General features: G+C 71.2%; 17 protein-coding genes, 2 tRNA genes and 1 pseudogene. 16 read left to right on the forward strand and 4 right to left on the reverse strand.

Annotated elements, in window-relative coordinates; genetic code table 11:
• Nucleotides 1–45: 45 nt before the first annotated feature.
• From proB to OG199_RS27570, 5 genes are all read left to right on the forward strand, one after another.
• Nucleotides 46–1,134 carry a glutamate 5-kinase gene (proB, locus tag OG199_RS27550; RefSeq protein WP_356806836.1) on the forward strand — a complete coding sequence of 363 codons (1,089 nt, stop codon included), beginning with the start codon at nucleotides 46–48 and terminating at the stop codon, nucleotides 1,132–1,134.
• Nucleotides 1,135–1,360: 226 nt separating this feature from the next.
• The gene (locus OG199_RS27555) at nucleotides 1,361–1,855 is read left to right on the forward strand and encodes a hypothetical protein (protein ID WP_356806842.1); all 495 of its coding nucleotides are present in this window, start codon (nucleotides 1,361–1,363) and stop codon (nucleotides 1,853–1,855) included.
• Nucleotides 1,856–1,916: 61 nt separating this feature from the next.
• Nucleotides 1,917–3,203 (forward strand): glutamate-5-semialdehyde dehydrogenase, encoded by a 1,287-nt coding sequence (locus OG199_RS27560; RefSeq protein ID WP_356806835.1) that lies wholly within the window; start codon nucleotides 1,917–1,919, stop codon nucleotides 3,201–3,203.
• 115 nt (nucleotides 3,204–3,318) lie between these two features.
• Nucleotides 3,319–3,954, forward strand: a complete 636-nt coding sequence (locus OG199_RS27565) for a hypothetical protein (protein WP_405831751.1) — start codon at nucleotides 3,319–3,321, stop codon at nucleotides 3,952–3,954.
• A gap of 123 nt (nucleotides 3,955–4,077) precedes the next feature.
• Nucleotides 4,078–5,145 carry a hypothetical protein gene (locus tag OG199_RS27570; protein ID WP_356806831.1) on the forward strand — a complete coding sequence of 356 codons (1,068 nt, stop codon included), beginning with the start codon at nucleotides 4,078–4,080 and terminating at the stop codon, nucleotides 5,143–5,145.
• Nucleotides 5,146–5,265: 120 nt separating this feature from the next.
• Here the strand turns inward: OG199_RS27570 and OG199_RS27575 are convergent, their stop codons facing one another.
• On the reverse strand, nucleotides 5,266–6,450 hold the full coding sequence (locus tag OG199_RS27575; RefSeq protein ID WP_405831752.1) for a M48 family metallopeptidase: 1,185 nt from the start codon (nucleotides 6,448–6,450) through the stop codon (nucleotides 5,266–5,268).
• Nucleotides 6,451–6,553: 103 nt separating this feature from the next.
• On the opposite strand from OG199_RS27575, the gene OG199_RS27580 reads away from it, so the two are divergent.
• The 10 genes and pseudogenes from OG199_RS27580 (at nucleotide 6,554) to OG199_RS27625 (ending at nucleotide 11,977) form a co-directional block, all read left to right on the forward strand.
• Entirely contained in the window at nucleotides 6,554–6,715 is a 162-nt protein-coding gene (locus tag OG199_RS27580; RefSeq protein ID WP_356806827.1) for a hypothetical protein, read from the forward strand.
• A gap of 217 nt (nucleotides 6,716–6,932) precedes the next feature.
• The gene (locus OG199_RS27585) at nucleotides 6,933–7,097 is read left to right on the forward strand and encodes a hypothetical protein (protein ID WP_168528072.1); all 165 of its coding nucleotides are present in this window, start codon (nucleotides 6,933–6,935) and stop codon (nucleotides 7,095–7,097) included.
• A gap of 79 nt (nucleotides 7,098–7,176) precedes the next feature.
• Nucleotides 7,177–7,899, forward strand: coding sequence for a nicotinate-nucleotide adenylyltransferase (gene nadD / locus OG199_RS27590; protein ID WP_266699130.1), 723 nt, complete (start codon nucleotides 7,177–7,179; stop codon nucleotides 7,897–7,899).
• 16 nt (nucleotides 7,900–7,915) lie between these two features.
• Nucleotides 7,916–9,808 carry an LCP family protein gene (locus OG199_RS27595; RefSeq protein ID WP_405831753.1) on the forward strand — a complete coding sequence of 631 codons (1,893 nt, stop codon included), beginning with the start codon at nucleotides 7,916–7,918 and terminating at the stop codon, nucleotides 9,806–9,808.
• 151 nt (nucleotides 9,809–9,959) lie between these two features.
• Entirely contained in the window at nucleotides 9,960–10,403 is a 444-nt protein-coding gene (gene rsfS, locus OG199_RS27600) for a ribosome silencing factor (RefSeq protein WP_266699128.1), read from the forward strand.
• A complete protein-coding gene (locus OG199_RS27605; protein ID WP_356806822.1) occupies nucleotides 10,400–11,062 on the forward strand; it encodes a histidine phosphatase family protein in 663 nt (220 codons plus the stop codon). The genes rsfS and OG199_RS27605 overlap by 4 nt, the downstream gene beginning before the upstream one ends.
• Nucleotides 11,063–11,178: 116 nt before the next feature.
• Nucleotides 11,179–11,251, forward strand: a tRNA-Ala gene (locus OG199_RS27610).
• 93 nt (nucleotides 11,252–11,344) lie between these two features.
• Nucleotides 11,345–11,497 (forward strand): annotated as a pseudogene (locus OG199_RS27615) (MFS transporter); the annotation flags it as partial.
• Between the two features lie 69 nt (nucleotides 11,498–11,566).
• Nucleotides 11,567–11,740, forward strand: coding sequence for a hypothetical protein (locus tag OG199_RS27620; RefSeq protein WP_266699124.1), 174 nt, complete (start codon nucleotides 11,567–11,569; stop codon nucleotides 11,738–11,740).
• A 3-nt stretch (nucleotides 11,741–11,743) separates the two neighbouring features.
• Entirely contained in the window at nucleotides 11,744–11,977 is a 234-nt protein-coding gene (locus OG199_RS27625; protein ID WP_010986886.1) for a hypothetical protein, read from the forward strand.
• On the opposite strand, the gene OG199_RS27630 is transcribed toward OG199_RS27625, so the two are convergent.
• Complete coding sequence (locus tag OG199_RS27630; RefSeq protein ID WP_405831757.1) at nucleotides 11,946–13,130, reverse strand: glycosyltransferase 87 family protein; 1,185 nt, start codon at nucleotides 13,128–13,130, stop codon at nucleotides 11,946–11,948. The two genes, OG199_RS27625 and OG199_RS27630, sit on opposite strands and share 32 nt — an antisense overlap.
• Before the next feature lie 122 nt (nucleotides 13,131–13,252).
• Between OG199_RS27630 and OG199_RS27635 the strand changes: the two genes are divergently transcribed.
• A tRNA-Ala gene (locus OG199_RS27635) sits at nucleotides 13,253–13,325 on the forward strand.
• 49 nt (nucleotides 13,326–13,374) lie between these two features.
• On the opposite strand, the gene OG199_RS27640 is transcribed toward OG199_RS27635, so the two are convergent.
• The gene (locus tag OG199_RS27640) at nucleotides 13,375–14,994 is read right to left on the reverse strand and encodes an NADH-ubiquinone oxidoreductase-F iron-sulfur binding region domain-containing protein (RefSeq protein ID WP_401799162.1); all 1,620 of its coding nucleotides are present in this window, start codon (nucleotides 14,992–14,994) and stop codon (nucleotides 13,375–13,377) included.
• Nucleotides 14,991–16,304 (reverse strand): cytochrome b/b6 domain-containing protein, encoded by a 1,314-nt coding sequence (locus OG199_RS27645; RefSeq protein ID WP_405831759.1) that lies wholly within the window; start codon nucleotides 16,302–16,304, stop codon nucleotides 14,991–14,993. Before OG199_RS27645 ends, OG199_RS27640 begins: the two co-directional genes overlap by 4 nt.
• Between the last annotated feature and the right edge of the window lie 379 nt (nucleotides 16,305–16,683).

Here is a 16,683-nt window from a genome sequence, read left to right on the forward strand (position 1 = left end):
GGGCGGGCGACAGCGGTACGGCAGGCCGTCGCGCGGGCCCACAGGATGGTCGTCAAAGTGGGTTCCTCCTCGCTGACGACGGCCGCGGGCGGCCTCGACGCGGACCGTGTCGACGCCCTCGTCGACGTGCTCGCCAAGCACCGCAGCGGCGGTGAGAAGGAGATCGTCCTCGTCTCCTCCGGCGCCATCGCCGCCGGTCTGGCCCCACTCGGCCTGCGCCGCCGCCCCAAGGACCTCGCCCGGCAGCAGGCCGCCGCCAGCGTCGGGCAGGGTCTCCTGGTCGCCCGCTACACCGCGTCCTGCGCCCGGCACGGCATCCGGGTCGGACAGGTGCTCCTCACCTCCGACGACACGAGCCGCCGCGCCCACCACCGCAACGCCGCCCGCACCCTCGACAAGCTCCTCGCGATGGGTGCCCTGCCGGTCGTCAACGAGAACGACACGGTCGCCACGGACGAGATCCGCTTCGGCGACAACGACCGGCTCGCCGCCCTCGTCGCCCACCTCGTCCGCGCCGATCTGCTGGTCCTCCTCTCCGACGTGGACGGTGTCTACGACGGCGACCCCGGCAGGCCCGGAACCTCACGGATAGCGGAAGTGCGCGCACCCCAGGACCTCGCGCACATCGACATCGGCAGCGCCGGCAGGGCGGGCGTCGGCACCGGCGGCATGGTCACCAAGGTCGAGGCCGCCCGGATCGCGGCGGCCGCGGGCATCCCCGTCGTGCTCACCTCCGCCGTGCACGCCGCCGAGGCCCTGGCGGGCGGGGACACCGGCACCTACTTCCACCCCACCGGCAAGCGCTCCGCCGACCGGCTGCTGTGGCTCCAGCACGCCTCGACCCCGCAGGGCGCGCTCACCCTGGACGACGGGGCCGTGCGCGCCGTCGTCGACCGGCGCACCTCGCTGCTGCCGGCGGGCATCGCGGCCGTCGAGGGCGACTTCGCGGCGGGGGACCCCGTCGAACTGCGCGACAGCGCCGGCCGCGCGGTCGCGCGGGGTCTGGTGAACTTCGACGCCAAGGAGATCCCGCAGCTCATCGGCCGCTCCACCCGCGAGCTGGCGCGCGAACTGGGCCCCGCCTACGAACGCGAGGTCGTCCACCGCGACGACCTGGTGCTCCTGTTCCCGTAGGACGTCTGTCCGCGGCACCTGTGCGCCGTAGCGCCGGCGTACGACCCGGGGCCCATTCTCCGCACCCCGGCCGAAAACTGGTGTGAACGTTTCGCGGACGCCCGTCGCAGCGCGGTGAAACTCCGTAAAAGCGCCACGCGGACGCTCCCCACCTGCTCAACTTTGTGGCAGGGAGACCCCGAGGTTCTGTTACGACCATTGCGTGAAGGAGGCCGTCGTGAGACGAGTGCGCCCTGGAGCGGCGGCGTCCCGCGGTGGTGCCTCCCCCACACTCGGCTCCGCTCGAGCGGGGGGAGCCCCATCCCGTGCGGCGGGCGAGGAACGGGCCCTGACGAGCGTCGCGGCCGGAGACAGCTTCGAGGGCGAGAAACCGGCCGACCAGCCGCGGCTGTGGCACGTCACGCTGAGCGTCTCGGGCGGCGAGGCCCCGCTGAAGGAGGTGCGGCGCGGGCTGGAACAGCTGGCCCACGACCATCCCTTCCTGCTGACCAGCCGGTACGCCAACGACCACGCGGAGATCCGCTACTGGGAGGAGGCCCGCGACCTGCACGACGCGGCGGCCGTCGCACTGCGACTGTGGGGCGAGCACCGGCAGACCGCCAAGCTCCCGCCCTGGGAGATCGTCGGCCTGGAGGTCATCGACCGGGAGACCTACCACCAGCGCATCGCGGAGGGGTACGGGCCACTTCCGGCCACTCCGGTGGGAGTTCACCCTTTTTGAGGGTGTCTCGGGGTGTGGGACAGCGACCGGCCGGACCCGTCCGGCGCACTACCCTTCCGATATGACCACGCTCTCGCCGTACGACTCGATGTCTCCGGTCACTCGGGCCGCCTACCGGGCCAAGGCCGCCGCCGCCGACCTCGCACCGCTGCCGCGGGCCGACAAGGACGACGCGCTGCTCGCCATCGCGGACGCGCTGGAGGTCCGTACGAGCGAGATCGTCGCGGCCAACGCGAAGGACATCGCGCGGGCCCGGGAGGCCGGGACCAGCGAGACCGTCATCGACCGGCTCACGCTGACGCCCGAGCGGGTACGTGCCATCGCCTCGGACGTTCGGGACGTCGTCGCGCTGCCCGACCCGGTCGGCGAGGTCGTGCGCGGCTCCACCCTTCCCAACGGCATCGACCTGCGCCAGGTCCGCGTCCCCCTCGGCGTCGTCGGCATCATCTACGAGGCCCGCCCGAACGTGACGGTCGACGCCGCCGCCCTCTGTCTGAAGTCCGGCAACGCGGTCCTGCTGCGCGGCTCCTCCTCGGCCTTCGAGTCGAACACCGCCCTCGTCCGCGTGCTGCGCGACGCCGTGGGCGGCGCCGGACTGCCCGCCGACGCCATCCAGCTGGTGCCCGGCGAGAACCGCGAGTCGGTGCGCGAGCTGATGCGCGCCCGCGGTCTGGTCGACGTCCTCATCCCGCGCGGCGGCGCCTCGCTGATCCGTACGGTCGTCCAGGAGTCCACCGTCCCCGTCATCGAGACCGGCACCGGCAACTGCCACGTGTACGTCGACGCGAACGCCGACCTCGACATGGCGATCGACATCCTGATCAACTCCAAGGCCCAGCGGCCCAGTGTCTGCAACTCCGCCGAGACCCTCCTCGTGCACCAGGACATCGCGCCCGAGTTCCTGCCGCGCGCCCTGGACGCCCTCGCGGACGCCGGGGTCACCGTGCACGCCGACGAGCGCGTCCTCGCCTACGCCAAGGACTCCAGGGCCACCGTCGTCGAGGCCACGCCCGAGGACTGGGAGACGGAGTACCTCTCCTACGACATCGCCGCCGCGGTCGTCGACTCCCTCGACCGGGCCGTCGAACACATCCGGCTGTGGACCTCCGGCCACACCGAGGCCATCGTCACCACCTCGCAGCAGGCCGCCCGCCGTTTCACCCAGTTGGTGGACTCCACCACGGTCGCCGTGAACGCCTCGACGCGGTTCACCGACGGCGGCCAGTTCGGCTTCGGCGCGGAGATCGGCATCTCCACGCAGAAGCTCCACGCCAGGGGACCCATGGGGCTCCCGGAGCTGACGAGCACCAAGTACATCGTCACGGGGGACGGGCACATCCGGCGCTGAGACACCGGGGCTGCGGGGCGCGGGGCGCGCGGCGCGGGTCAGACGGCGCGCGTCGGTGAGGTCCGCGCGAGAAGCGTCTCGCCAGGCGGATGAATTTCCATACCGTCTGCCCAAAATGACCCCCCAGGTCTACTCTGGATCCGTGCCGGAGGACGTGGGGGGCACGCCGTTCCCTGACGGCTGGGAGCCCGACGACGACCGCGACCGCGGGGGTGCGGACGAAGAATCCGCCTCCGTGGTCTTCGACGAGGACTTCGTACGGGCGGCGGTGATCCACGAGCCGACCGCCGTGGAACGCCTGCTGGCAGCCGCTCAGGCCCGCGCGGAGGCCTCCGAGGCGGAAGCGCGCCGGTCGCACGCCCGGGGCGCCCGCGGCGACGACGACCGTTACGAGGACGGTTTCGACCCCGACGGCCACGGCGAACACGGCCGCGACCCGGATCTGGACGACCTGGACGACACCGACGTCCTGGAAGGCCGCTACGGCGCGCTGTACGGCAGGGCCTACGGGAAGCAGGCCCGCTGGCACCGTCCGGTGGCCTGGGTGCTGGCCCTGGTGATGGGCATCGGCATGGTCGCCCTGGCCTTCACGGCGGTCTACCGGGGGGCCTCCTCGGGCCGCCAGGACCAGGTCCCGCCACCGGCCTCCACGGGCCTCGAACAGGGCCAGGAAAAGATCACCGGCACCGGTCCCTCGGCTTCGGCCGACTACTCCCACCCGGCCGTGTCGGCGACGCCCCGAACCCCGTGACACCAGCGGCGTTGTCGACCCTTCGAACACCCCGGTGATCCCGGGTGGTCTTGGTGGGATCCTGTCAGAACTTGTCGTGCACCGCCGCGTTTACCCGAGGCTCCGGAGACCTACTCTGAAGGTATGGGCGGGCCTGGAGACCCTCCTGAGGGGACACCCGAGGGCGCTCCCACAGGTGGAGAGGACGAGTACCGATCCGTCGTCTTCGACGAGTCGTTCGTCCGTGCTGCCCGCCTCCAGGAGTTCTCCGCGCGGGAGCGGATGGCCGACCACGCCCCGGCCGTGCGCCGCAGACCCGCCCTCCAGCGCGGCCTGTCCCGGCAGGCGCTGATCCTCGTCATGCTGATAGCCGTCGCCTTCGGCACCGCGATCTACATGGGCGTACGGCACCCCTACCAGAACCCGGTCGCCCAGCCGCCGGAGCCGCTGCGCATGACGGTCATCCCCCTCGCGCCCCAGACCCCCGTGCCGGGGGCCACGAACGTCGACGACCTGTACGCGCACAGTCCCGCGGCGCAGTTCGGCGTCGGTGCCGAGGGGATAGCGCTGCCCGCCTCCCGCCGCACCGCGCACTTCTCGGACAGCCAGGTCGTCGCCGCCCTGACGACCGCCAAGGACTACCTCGTGAAGTCCTCGCTCGACCCCGACGTGCTCAAGGGCGGCACCGACCGGCCGGTACGGATTCTGCTCGACCCCCGGCAGCTCGACCAGTTCGACCAGAGCTTCACCCACCCGGCCGCCGACGGGCGGCACGCGCCCACCGGCTGGCTGGTCCGCTTCGACACCGCCCGCACCGAGCTGGCCGACCTCAGGATCCGGGTGCAGGGCACTCTGCAGGCCGCCGAATCCGACTCGAACACCCTCGAGGTCGTCGCGGACCACACCTTCGTCTACGCCCTGAAACCGACGGGCGCGGACACCCGCGCGAAGGCCTCGCTGTTCACCGTCCGGCGCGAGCTGCACTTCCGCTTCGACCGCGACGACCTGCGCATGCACCAGGCCGAGCTGGTCGTCTCCAACCTCCAGGCCGGTCCGCTCGCCTGCGCCGACGCCTCGGCGGACCGGCTGCGTCCGCTGCTCGCCGGACAGACGGCGAAGGCGGGCGGCCCGGCCGGCACCGACCCGTACGCGACCGGCGGCGCGACGGCACTGTGCGGGTCGCTGGCGACGAGCGCGCAGCCGAAGCTCTGACCTGCGCGTCGGCGCCCGGCGCTCGTGAGACGGCGTCCCGGACGGCACCCGGCGATCGTCAGGCGGCGTGACAGGCGGCGCCCGGTGACTCAGGGACCGGCGACCGGGCGCGGAGTCCGGTCAGCCGTCGCCCTTCGATCCCGCGTCGCCCTCGGAGCCCGCGCCGCCGCCCGGGTGGCCGTCCTCCGGGCCGGCGCCACCGGGGCGCTCGTCGCCGTCCCGCCCGTCCCGCCCGTCCCGCGGCGGAGCGTCCTTGGGGGAGCCGCCCGCGAAGCCGCCGAAGCCGCGCCGCACCCGGCCGCCGAGGTCGCCCGCCCCGCCCGCGATGTCGCTGACCAGCTTCATCAGCGGGTCCTTGGAGTTCTTGACATCGGTCGCGTAGCTCGACGCCGACTGCCGGAAGGAGTCCGAGACCGAGGTGTCCTTGTCCTCGCCGCGCCGCGGATAGTGACCGTCCATGATCCGCTGGTAGTCGCGGGACTCGGCCCACTTCTTCAGCTCGGCGGCCCGTACCGTGGTGAAGGGGTGCGTACGGTTGAGGACGTTGAGGATCTTGAGCACGGAGTCGCGCAGGTCGCCCCCGGCCTCGTACTCGTCGGCCTGCGCGAGGAACGCGTCCACGTTCATCTCGTGCAGGTGGTTGCCGCCCGCGATCTTCATCAGCCCGCGCATCGAGGCCCGCGGGTCCTGTCCGACGAGCAGCCCCGCCCGGTCGGCCGACAGCTCCGACTTGCGGAACCACTCCCGCAGCGCGGTCACGATGGTCATGATCGCGAGGTTGCCCAGCGGGATCCAGGCCACCCGGAGGGCCAGGCTGGTCAGGAAGAGCAGGATCGTGCGGTAGACGGAGTGACCGGACAGCGCGTGGCCGACCTCGTGCCCGACGACGGCCCGCATCTCCTCCTCGTCCAGCAGCTCCACGAGACCGGTCGTGACGACGATGATCGGCTCGTCCAGGCCGATGCACATCGCGTTCGGCTGCGGGTCCTGGGTGACGTACATCGGCGGGACCTTCTCCAGGTCCAGGATGTAACAGGCGTCTCGCAGCATGGCGTTGAGGTGCGCGAACTGGGCGTCCGAGACGCGCACCGAGTCGGACAGGAAGAGCAGTCGCAGGCTGCGCTCGGGCAGCAGGCCGCTCAGGGCCTTGAAGACGGTGTCGAAGCCGGTGAGCTTGCGCAGGGCCACCAGGGCCGAGCGGTCCGCCGGGTGCTCGTACGCCCGCGAGGAGATCCCCTCGAAGCGCCTGCGCTGCCTGCTCGGCACGCTCTCGTGCCCGTTCCCCTGCTGGCTGTCGTCGGACATGTGTTCCCCCATGTGCGTCAGAGTGCCCTTTGTGCCCCCAAGGCACGGCCCAGCCTAGGCGGAGATACCGTGGACGGGCAGTACAGAGAAGGAGTCGTACGCCATGGAGCACATCCCCGCAGCCACCTGGCTCACCGAGGCCGCGAGCGCGGCAGACAAGCAGGGCCCGGGCGATCTGCTCCGCGTCGTGCTGATCGTGATGATCGTCGGACTGGCCCTGACCGCCTGGTTCCTGCTGCGGGGGTACAAGCGCGAGGACGACTGAGCTCCGCGCCGGGCACCCGGCGGGGCGTGAACCGGCGCCGTGGCCGTCCTCCACGCGCCCGTGGCCGTCGCGCGCGGCAACCGGCTTCCCCAACGGCGGAGTCGGGGTGATCGCGGCCGGGGCACCCGCTTACGATGGGCCGACGTCTTTATCCCGCCCTCCCCCACTCTCGACTCCGCTCGAGCGGGGGGACCTCGATCGGATAGGTCCTGCCGAGATGAGCTTCCACAGCACTGCCGCACAGTTGGTCACGCTTGCCGCCGAGGGCGAGGAGCACGGTGGCAACCACGAGAGCCTCAGCCCGTTCCTGACCGGCGGTGGCGCCCTCTTCGTCCTGCTCCTGCTGCTGTGGATCACGACACGTTTCAACCGCGACCGCTGAGCCCTTTCAGCCACCCGCGGCCATCCCCGGGACCCCTGTCGGGCGGAGCCCGTCGACCGGGCCGGTAGGGTCTGCACGCATGGGAGAGCAGGACATGCCTACCGGTCCGGCGAGTGACTCGGAGAGCGGCGCTGTAGGCGACGCCGCGGGTGGCGGGGCGCGTGGCGGCGTGAGCCGTCTGACGACCGGCCGCCGCAACGGCCCCTCGAATCCGGGCAAGCGCCGTCTCGGCGTGATGGGCGGGACGTTCGATCCGATCCACCACGGGCACCTGGTGGCGGCCAGCGAGGTCGCCGCGCAGTTCCACCTCGACGAGGTGATCTTCGTACCGACCGGGCAGCCGTGGCAGAAGACCGACCGGAAGGTCTCCCTGGCCGAGGACCGCTATCTGATGACGGTCATCGCGACCGCCGAGAACCCGCAGTTCTCGGTGAGTCGCATCGACATCGACCGCGGCGGACCGACCTACACCACGGACACCCTGCGCGACCTGCGCGCGCTCAACCCCGACGCCGACCTGTTCTTCATCACCGGCGCCGACGCGCTCGGCCAGATCCTCACCTGGCGGTACGCGGAAGAACTGTTCTCCCTCGCGCACTTCATCGGAGTCACCCGGCCCGGTCACACCCTGACCGACCCCGGGCTGCCCGAGGGCGGGGTCTCGCTCGTCGAGGTTCCCGCGCTCGCCATCTCGTCGACAGACTGTCGTGCGAGGGTCGGCAGGGGAGATCCCGTCTGGTATCTGGTGCCGGACGGTGTAGTGCGCTACATCGACAAGCGTGAGCTGTACCGCGGCGAGTGAGCCGAGAGGGGCACCGGTGAACGACCGATACGACGGATACGCGGGCGGCGACCAGTACGAGCTCGTCGGCTACGACGAGTTCGGGCAGCCTGTGTACCGGCAGGTGCAGGTGCCGTCCCAGCAGTCCCAGCAGAACTACGACCCGTACGCGCAGCCCCAACAGCCCCAGCACTCCCAGCAGTCGCAGGGCTACGGCTACGACCCGTACGCGACCGGCGGGACGGCCTACGACACGGGCCGGCAGCCGGCGTCCTCCTACGACACCGGTCAGCAGACGTCCGTCCCGGCGTACGACCCCTACGACCCGTACGGAGCCGGCGCGCCCGCTCCCGGTGGGGCGGACACGGCGTACGACCCCTACGGGCAGTCGGCCCGGACGCCCCAGCCCCCTCACACGGCGCACTCCGCTCACACGACGCAGACCGAGCGCGGCGGACAGACCGGACGGACGGGTCAACCGGGTCGGACCGGCCGGGCGGCTCAGGACGGGCACGCCGGGTACGGCGGGCAGACCCCGGGCACGGCCGGTGCCGCGAGCACCGGGCAGCAGCCGCGGGTCGCCGAGCAGACCGCGTACATCCCGCAGCAGGCGGGCCCCGCGGAGGACGGTGGGCCGCGGGCCGACCGGGACTACCGCACCGAGCAGTTCGCGTTCGTCGAGGAGCAGGAAGCCGAGTCCGAAGACGTCATCGACTGGCTGAAGTTCACCGAGAACCGCACCGAACGCCGCGAGGAGGCCCGCCGCCGCGCCCGCGGCCGGATCGTCGCCCTGATCGTGGTGTTCGCCCTCGTCCTGGTCGGCGGCGTCGGCTACCTCTGGTACGCGGGCAAGCTGCCCGGCACCTCCTCGCACGACAAGCCCGCCGCGACGACGGCGTCGAGCGCCCAGAACCGCGATGTGCTCGTCGTCCACCTGCACGACACGAAGGGCGGTGGCACCTCCACCGCGCTGCTCGTCGACAACACCACGACCAAGCAGGGCACCACCGTCCTGCTGCCCAACTCCCTCGCCCTGACGGGCGACGACGGCTCGACGACCACACTCGCCAAGTCCGTCGACGACGACGGCTCCTCCGGGACGCAGGACGCGATCGACACGGTGCTGGGGACCGACATCCAGGGCACCTGGCGTCTCGACACCCCCTACCTCAGCAACCTCGTCGAACTCGTCGGCAACATCGACATCACCACCGACACCGCCGTGCCGGACCCCGACGCCAAGAAGAAGGGTGAGCCGGCCCTCGTGAAGAAGGGCGAGGACCAGACCCTCAGCGGCAGGGCGGCCGTCGCCTACGCGACCTACCGGGCCCCTGGTGAGGCCCAGAACGCCCAGCTGGAGCGGTTCGGGCAGGTCATGCAGGGTGTGCTGCGCAAGCTGTCGTCCGACAAGCAGGCCGCGACGACCACCGTGCAGACCCTCGCGCAGATCCTCGACCCGCCGCTGACCGACCAGGATCTCGGCGTCTTCCTCGCCAAGCTCGCCGACCTCGCCAAGGGCGGCGACTACAAGACGGCGCTGCTGCCCGTGCAGCAGGACGGCACCCTGAGCGAGAGCGCCACCGACAGCGTGGTCAAGGACGTGCTCGGCGGTACCGCCAAGAGCCCCGACGCCGGCGCCGCCGTCCGTGTCGGCATCAGGAACGCCACCGGCGTGAAGTCCGCCACGGAGAAGGCCCGCGTCGTCCTGGTCAACGGCGGCTACACCTTCCTGGACTCCGGCACCGCCGCCGCGGCGCAGATCGTGTCCCAGATCACCTACACCGACGCCGCCAGGAAGGACGACGCCGTCGAGGTCGCGAAGACCCTGGGCCTGCCGGCCGGCGCCGTGAAGAAGGGCAAGGCGACGTCCAACGCGGACGTGTCCGTGGTCCTGGGCCAGGACTACAAGGTGACCACCCCGGCCGGGTGACCCCGCGCGACCGGCGGTGACGACCGGCGATCAGGAGGTGTACGCGGCCGTGCCCGGGGCTTTCGGGGGGCGGCCGCGTAAACGCGTGGGGTGCCCTCGGCTGTCCGTGAGACCCTTGAGTCATTACTGACCGCCGACGGAAAGCCGCGTAGTGACCGCCACGGACCGCTCCATCGAGCTCATCAACACCGCCGCGCAGGCGGCCGCCGACAAGCTCGCGCACGACATCATCGCCTACGACGTCAGCGATGTGCTCTCCATCACCGACGCCTTCCTGCTGGCGTCCGCACCCAACGACCGCCAGGTCAAGTCGATCGTCGACGAGATCGAGGAGCGCCTGAACAAGGAGCTCGGCGTCAAGCCGGTGCGCCGCGAGGGCGACCGCGAAGCCCGCTGGGTGCTGCTCGACTACGTCGACATCGTCGTGCACGTCCAGCACAGCGAGGAGCGCGTCTTCTACGCCCTGGAGCGGCTCTGGAAGGACTGCCCGGAGCTGGACCTGCCGGCCGACGCCAAGGCCACCCGCGGCAAGACCGCCGAGCACGCCAAGCTGCAGGCCGAGGAGGACTCCGCCGAACTGGAGGAGCTGCGGTGACCGCCGGGGCCGGCAGGAAGCCGGGCCGGGGCCGCCGCGTCATCCTCTGGCGGCACGGCCAGACCTCCTGGAACGTGGAGAGCCGCTTCCAGGGCTCCACGGACGTCGAGCTCACCGAGACCGGCATCGGCCAGGCCCGGCGCGCCGCCCGGCTGCTCGCCTCGCTGGAGCCCGACGCGATCGTCGCCTCGGACCTCCGGCGCGCCGCCGCCACGGCCGCCGAGCTGGCCGAGCTCACCGGCCTCGACGTCACCCACGACGAGGCCCTGCGGGAGACCTACGCGGGCGTCTGGCAGGGGCTGACGCACGAGGAGATCCTCGGCCGGTACGGCGACGAGTACGCCGCCTGGAAGCGCGGCGAGCCCGTGCGCCGCGGCGGAGGCGAACTGGAGTCCGAGGTCGCCGACCGCGCGGCCCCCGTGGTGCTGCGGCACGCCGACAAACTCCCCGAGGACGGCACCCTCGTGGTCGTCAGTCACGGCGGCACGATCCGTACGACCATCGGGCGTCTGCTCGGCCTGGAGTCACAGCACTGGGAGAGTCTCGGCGGCCTCTCCAACTGCTGCTGGTCCGTCCTCGGACGGGGCGCGCGGGGCTGGCGCCTGCTGGAGCACAACGCCGGCACACTGCCGGAGCCGGTGCTCGGAGACGACGACTGAGCGGATCGAGCGGCCCTCTGTCCGGTCCCGGAGACCTGTCGGGACCGGATTTCACTTTCCGGCAGGTCGCAGGCTAAAGTTCTTCTTGTTCGCCCCGCAGGGCGGGAAGAACGCAAGGGGCTATAGCTCAGTTGGTAGAGCGCCTGCATGGCATGCAGGAGGTCAGGAGTTCAATTCTCCTTAGCTCCACAGATCGACTCCCTTGAGTCGTCAAAGATCGATGACGAAGATCCCGTCCCCTCCGGGGGGCGGGGTTTTTTGTGTACCCGGGTCGGTCGCCGGGCGGCCTTCGTCACACTCTTCTCGGACCCGCTTGAGTCACTTGGGGCCCCGGGGGCGTATACCTCTGCGGACGCGCTCCTCATGTGCACGTCTGCGCTGGCCGCGACGGCCAAGTCGGGTGCCGTGTCCGGACTGGTACTAAGGCGTCGCTGACCGTATTGCTCCGGCCGTGGCAGAATCAAACGGCCGGAAGGGGGCGCGGCCCGACGGGAGGGAGAAGCGATGCCTGCGAGCATCCTCGAGGAGGTCCACGATCTTCTCGAAGTGGCACCGAAACGTAGAAGAGCCACTCGCCTCGACTGTCCTTCCTGCGGATCCGTCCACATCGCCCAGGTCCTCGGCGACAACGGCGGGATCTCCTACGTGTGCACGGCCTGCGGCCACAGCTGGAGCTGATCGATGGGTGCACACAGGCGAAAGTGCGATTGGTGCGGCAGTGGTACGCCCATCGTCCGCGACATGGAACCGGTCAACCACGACTACCAGTACTGGTGCGAGGAGTGCGCGCGGGCGCTGATCATAAAAGGCGACCCCATCGAGACGTACCGCGAGCTGGAGGGCGAGCCGATCTACGGGCGGCTCCTCGACGAGCACTGCACGCTCAAGCGCTTCTACTCGTTCGCGACAGCCTGACCCCGAGCAGGGCCAGGAAGGCGCAGCCGGCTCCCGCGTAGAGGGCCGACAGCGTCGACTGGACGCCGTTCTGGTGCAGTTCGAGCCTGCCCGGGCCGTGCGGTACCCACCACAGCGCGTACGAGCAGAACGCCATGGCGGTGGCGACGGCGCACACCCTCCCGCGCGTCGCGAGGAGCAGCGTCAGCGGCACGCACCACACCCAGTGGTGCGACCAGGACACCGGACTGACCAGCAGTGCCGTCACCGCGCAGGCGGTCACCGCCCAGGCCCGCAGCCCGCGCAGTTCCGCGGTGACGGCGGCCGTGAGGCCCAGGGCCCCCACCACGGCTGCCGCGGCGGTCCACCAGAGGCCGGGGTGCGCGCTGTGCAGCAGCCGGGCCAGGACCCCGCGCAGCGACTGGTTCGCGGTGTCCTCCACCAGCCCGACCCGGCCCGTCTCGAAGACCATCCGGCTCCAGAAGCGCCACGAGTCGTACGGCAGGGCGGCGGCCGCGAGCAGCGTCGCCCCGGTGAACGCGACGGCGGCCCCGCGCGCGTGGCGCAGCAGGGGGCCTCCGCTGCCCCCGCGCGCGTGTTCCACGAGGCCGGCGGTCAGCAGGAACACCGCGAAGAGCGCCGGGGTCAGTTTGACCGCCGCGGCGATCCCGATGCCCGCCCCGGCCCAGCGCCGTCCGGGCCGCCCGGTCAGGTCCCACAGCACCAACACGCCGAGCAGCAGGTTGATCTGCCCGTAGCGCAGCGTCGTCCACACCGGCTCGCACCACACGGCCGCCGCCGACACCCACCACACGCTCTCCCCGCGCGCGTGGCCGACGAGCCGCAGCGAGAGCGCCACGAAAGCCACGAGAAGGGCCAGGTTCCCGGCCGTTGCCGGCGCCCGCAGGTCCGCCGTGTCCAGCAGGGTCAGCGGAGTGAACAGCAGCGCCGCGAACGGCGGGTACGTGGTGGGCAGATGGGCCTCGGTCGTGCGCAGCGCGTAGAGATCGCCGCCCGTGCGTACGGTCGCGCCCTCCGCCCGGTACACCGTCAGGTCGATCATCGACACGTGCGCGGCCCGCTGCGCGCACCAGAAGGCGGCGAACGACAACAGGCATGTCCCCAGGGCGACGGACGCGTGGCGGCGGACACGAGGGAGGGCGATCACGGTCACGGAGGCCGACACTATCCCGCTTGTCCGTATTGTCCGAGCGGCGCGGAATCGATTTGGTGGTGCACGGGGAGGACCGTGTAATGTTGGCGTCGCCGCCGGGGAGACCGGGCGGAGCGGAACAAGGGGCTATAGCTCAGTTGGTAGAGCGCCTGCATGGCATGCAGGAGGTCAGGAGTTCAATTCTCCTTAGCTCCACAGGAATTGAAGGCGGGCCACCCGATCGGGTGGCCCGCCTTCGTCGTGTTCAGCGGCCGCTGCCGAGCGCCCGGCGGCCACGGCGCTGGGACAGCACCGGCAGGTTGTTGCGTGCCGGTGCGGAGGATCTGGTGTCCTCCTCGATGCGCAGGGCGAGCGCCGGGCAGCGGCGTACGGCCCGCAGCGCCTTCGCCTCCGCGTACCGGGGGACCTGTGCCTGCGCGACGGTGGGGAACCCGTCCGCGCCGAGCTCGAAGACCTCGGGCAGGATGTCCGCGCACAGGCCGTGCCCCCGGCACAGCGTCCAGTCGACGTAGATCTTCTGGCGGCTGGGGCCCGCCTCCTCCTGTGCCTGGCCGCCCGGGATGCCCGTCGGGGTCTGGCCGCCCTCGAAGAGCGGCAGAACGCCCTCCACGGGCCTTCCGCAGCCGTTTCCGAGGACATGCGCGGCGAGGTCGTCGGTGAACGCCTTGATCGTCGACTCGATGAACATCGCCGAGCCGTCCGGGTGGGAGCACGCACCGCGTCGCTTCACGGCCTTGGCGACCTGCTTCACGGCCTCCAGGGCGGCCGGACCGCCGCCGTTGAGGATGTCCTCGAGACCGCGCGCCGCGGCGGGCAGGCCGAGGTAGCAGGGACCGCACTGTCCCGCGCTCTCCTCGGCCAGCCACTGCGCCACTCGGAGCGACTCGCCCAGCGGGCACGTCTCCTGGGTGATCGGGAGGATGGCACCGGCGCCGAGCGCGCCGCCCACGGCGTCCAGGGAGTTGCGCGAGATGATCGCCTCGTTCACCGTCGCCGCGTCCAGCCACTTGCCGTGGTAGCCGCCGGTCAGCACGCCCTGCGGCGTGGGCGGGGCGCCGGCGAGCTGGAGCACGTACCGCAGGGGTACGCCGGTCGGGACCTCGATCACCATGGGGCGCGCCACCGCGCCGGAGACGGTGAGCATGACGGTGCCGGGCTCGTCGTACAGGCCGGTGTTGCGGTAGCGGTCGGGGCCGATGCGGGCGGCGATGGCCAGCTGGGCGAACGTCTCGGCGTTCGACAGCAGCGTGGGCGCGCCGCCGACGCCGATCTGCGACGCACTGATCTTGCGGCCGGGCGGGATGGCCGGGCCGCCGTCGATGGAGCGGATGAGCGAGGCCGCGGCCCCGGTCACCATGCGTACCGGATTGCGCTGCACGCGCGCGCGAAGCGGCGATCCGCGCCGGTCGCTCAGGCCGCGCTCGGCCAGCGCGGCCTCCATGGACCTCTGGGTGGACTCCCGCGTCACGCCGATGACCAGGGTGCGCGCACCCATGGCCTCCGCGGCCAGCAGGGCTCCGTCCAGGATGAGGTGCGGGGCACGGTTGATGAGCACCGTGTCCTTGCGGCAGGCGGGTTCGTCCTCGCTTCCGTTGACGACCACCACGGGCCGGATGCCCTTGCTGATGGCCGACTCGGCGACCGAGCGCAGTTTCTTGGCGAAGGGGAAGCCCGCACCGCCGCGGCCCTTCAGACCGATCGCCTCGGCGAGGCCCGCGAGCTGTTCACCGCCCATCGGCTCGAGCGGCCCGTGCACCTTGAGGTGCATGGGCAGATCGAGCCGTTCAACCAGGTCGAAACCCGACGTGAGCTGCGGAAGTCCGACGACGCGGACCTCCGGGACGTCGGGCAGGGCCTCGTTCACTTAAAGCCTCCGGAAGGGGCGTTCCATGGTTCACCGGAGCCAGGAGCGTCGAAGGCACCCGGCAGTACGTCAGTCGTGGGACCGCTGTCGTACGTGTCGTTGGTGTTGTACGTGCCGAAGGCGGGGTTCGTCTCACCGGTGTCGTACACATCACTCGTGCGGTACGCGGCCGTGGCCGAATTGTCGTAGACGGGGATGTTGTATCCCGTGTCCGCGAGCGGGTCGTACGCGGAGCGGGGTGCCTCGCCGACCGGCGGCGGCGAGGGGATGGGCCAACTGCCCGACGGGCTGCTGCCGTCGGCGCGCGGAAACGTCTCCGTGGGCTGCGTGTTCATCGGCATCTGGAAGCGCTCGGTCGGGGCGGCCCCCGCGGGATTCCCGCCGGGCGTTCCCGACACGGCCCGATAGGCGGCCGCGAATCCGGGCGTGTCGCCCGCGGCGGCGGGGTCCGCCGGGGTCTGGTAGAGCGACTGCCCGGGGCCCGGGGTGCGCTGCGGCGGCACGAAGGAGCCTCCCGTGGACTGCTGGCCGGGGCGCGGCGCGTAGCCCGGCGCGTTGTTCTCGGCTCGGGCGCGGGACGCCGTCAGCTGCTCCTCGCGTGCCATGCGGGCGCTGAAGCCGTTGCCTTCGCCGAGGAGCGCGAGGACCCGGTCGGCGACCTTGCGCTTGTAGGGGGCGGGCGCCGAGCGCAGGGCGAGTGCGGCCATGACCGCGACCAGGCACAGGCTGTACAGGATCGTGAAGATCGGCTTCGCCTGTCGACCCGCGTAGAGGCCGTGGATCAGCGCGGAGCACCAGGCCGGGTAGGCCAGCATGTGCATCGCGCGCCAGCGGGCCGCGACCGGGGCGGGGGACGCGAAGGCGCCGCGCAGCGCGCCGGTGATGGCCGTGAAGATCATGAGCAGTCCGGCCAGGGAGCCGAAGCCGATGAGTCCGGCCGTCCCGGAGACGCCGAGGCTGAAGGGGATCAGCGCGGCGATCAGCACGGTGTGGTCGAGCGCCAGCTTGACCGTGATGTGCAGCAGCAGGAAGGCGACCGACGAGACGGCGGTCGTGCGGTGCACCGCCTGCGCCACCAGGCGCTGGCGGGTGTTCAGGAACAGCCGGTCGGTCGCCACCAGCCCCCAGATGACGGAGCAGGAGAGCGCGACCAGCGACAGCACGCCGGCGCCGAAGTTCAGGAAGTCCCGGACTCCGTTGCCTCCTGCCAGTACGACCACGGGTATGAGAAGCAGAATGACAGCGGTGGCCACTCCATAGGCGGAGCGACCTGGGCGGGGAAGGGTGCTGCCATTGCGACGAGGGTTCATAGGGGGTTACTCCCAACGGTTCGGGGAAGCGGTCCCGAAGCCGCACTCTAGGTCGAGTCCCTCCTGAGGGATACGAGATTGAGTTATTACGTTGTTATCAAAGGGCCACCGGGCCCTTGTGTTGTCCCTTAGGGTCCGTTACGCGAAGTAATATTTGAATATTGTTCAGTTTTTTGGCGTGATCGTGACCGTCGCGCGGCGTGTCGCGTGCCCCGGAAGCCCGTCGCGACGCGCGCGGGTGCTGCGGTACCCTGACGCCATGCGTGCCGTACGCCTTCTGCTTAGTGAGCCGCGCTGATCAGTCCCGACCACTGACGACCCGTGGTCGGAATCGGCGCGGCCTCCCCTCCTGTGCGAGGGGATTTTTCATTTCTGAGCC

The organism is Streptomyces sp. NBC_01176, assembly GCF_045039825.1.
Taxonomy (GTDB): domain Bacteria; phylum Actinomycetota; class Actinomycetes; order Streptomycetales; family Streptomycetaceae; genus Streptomyces.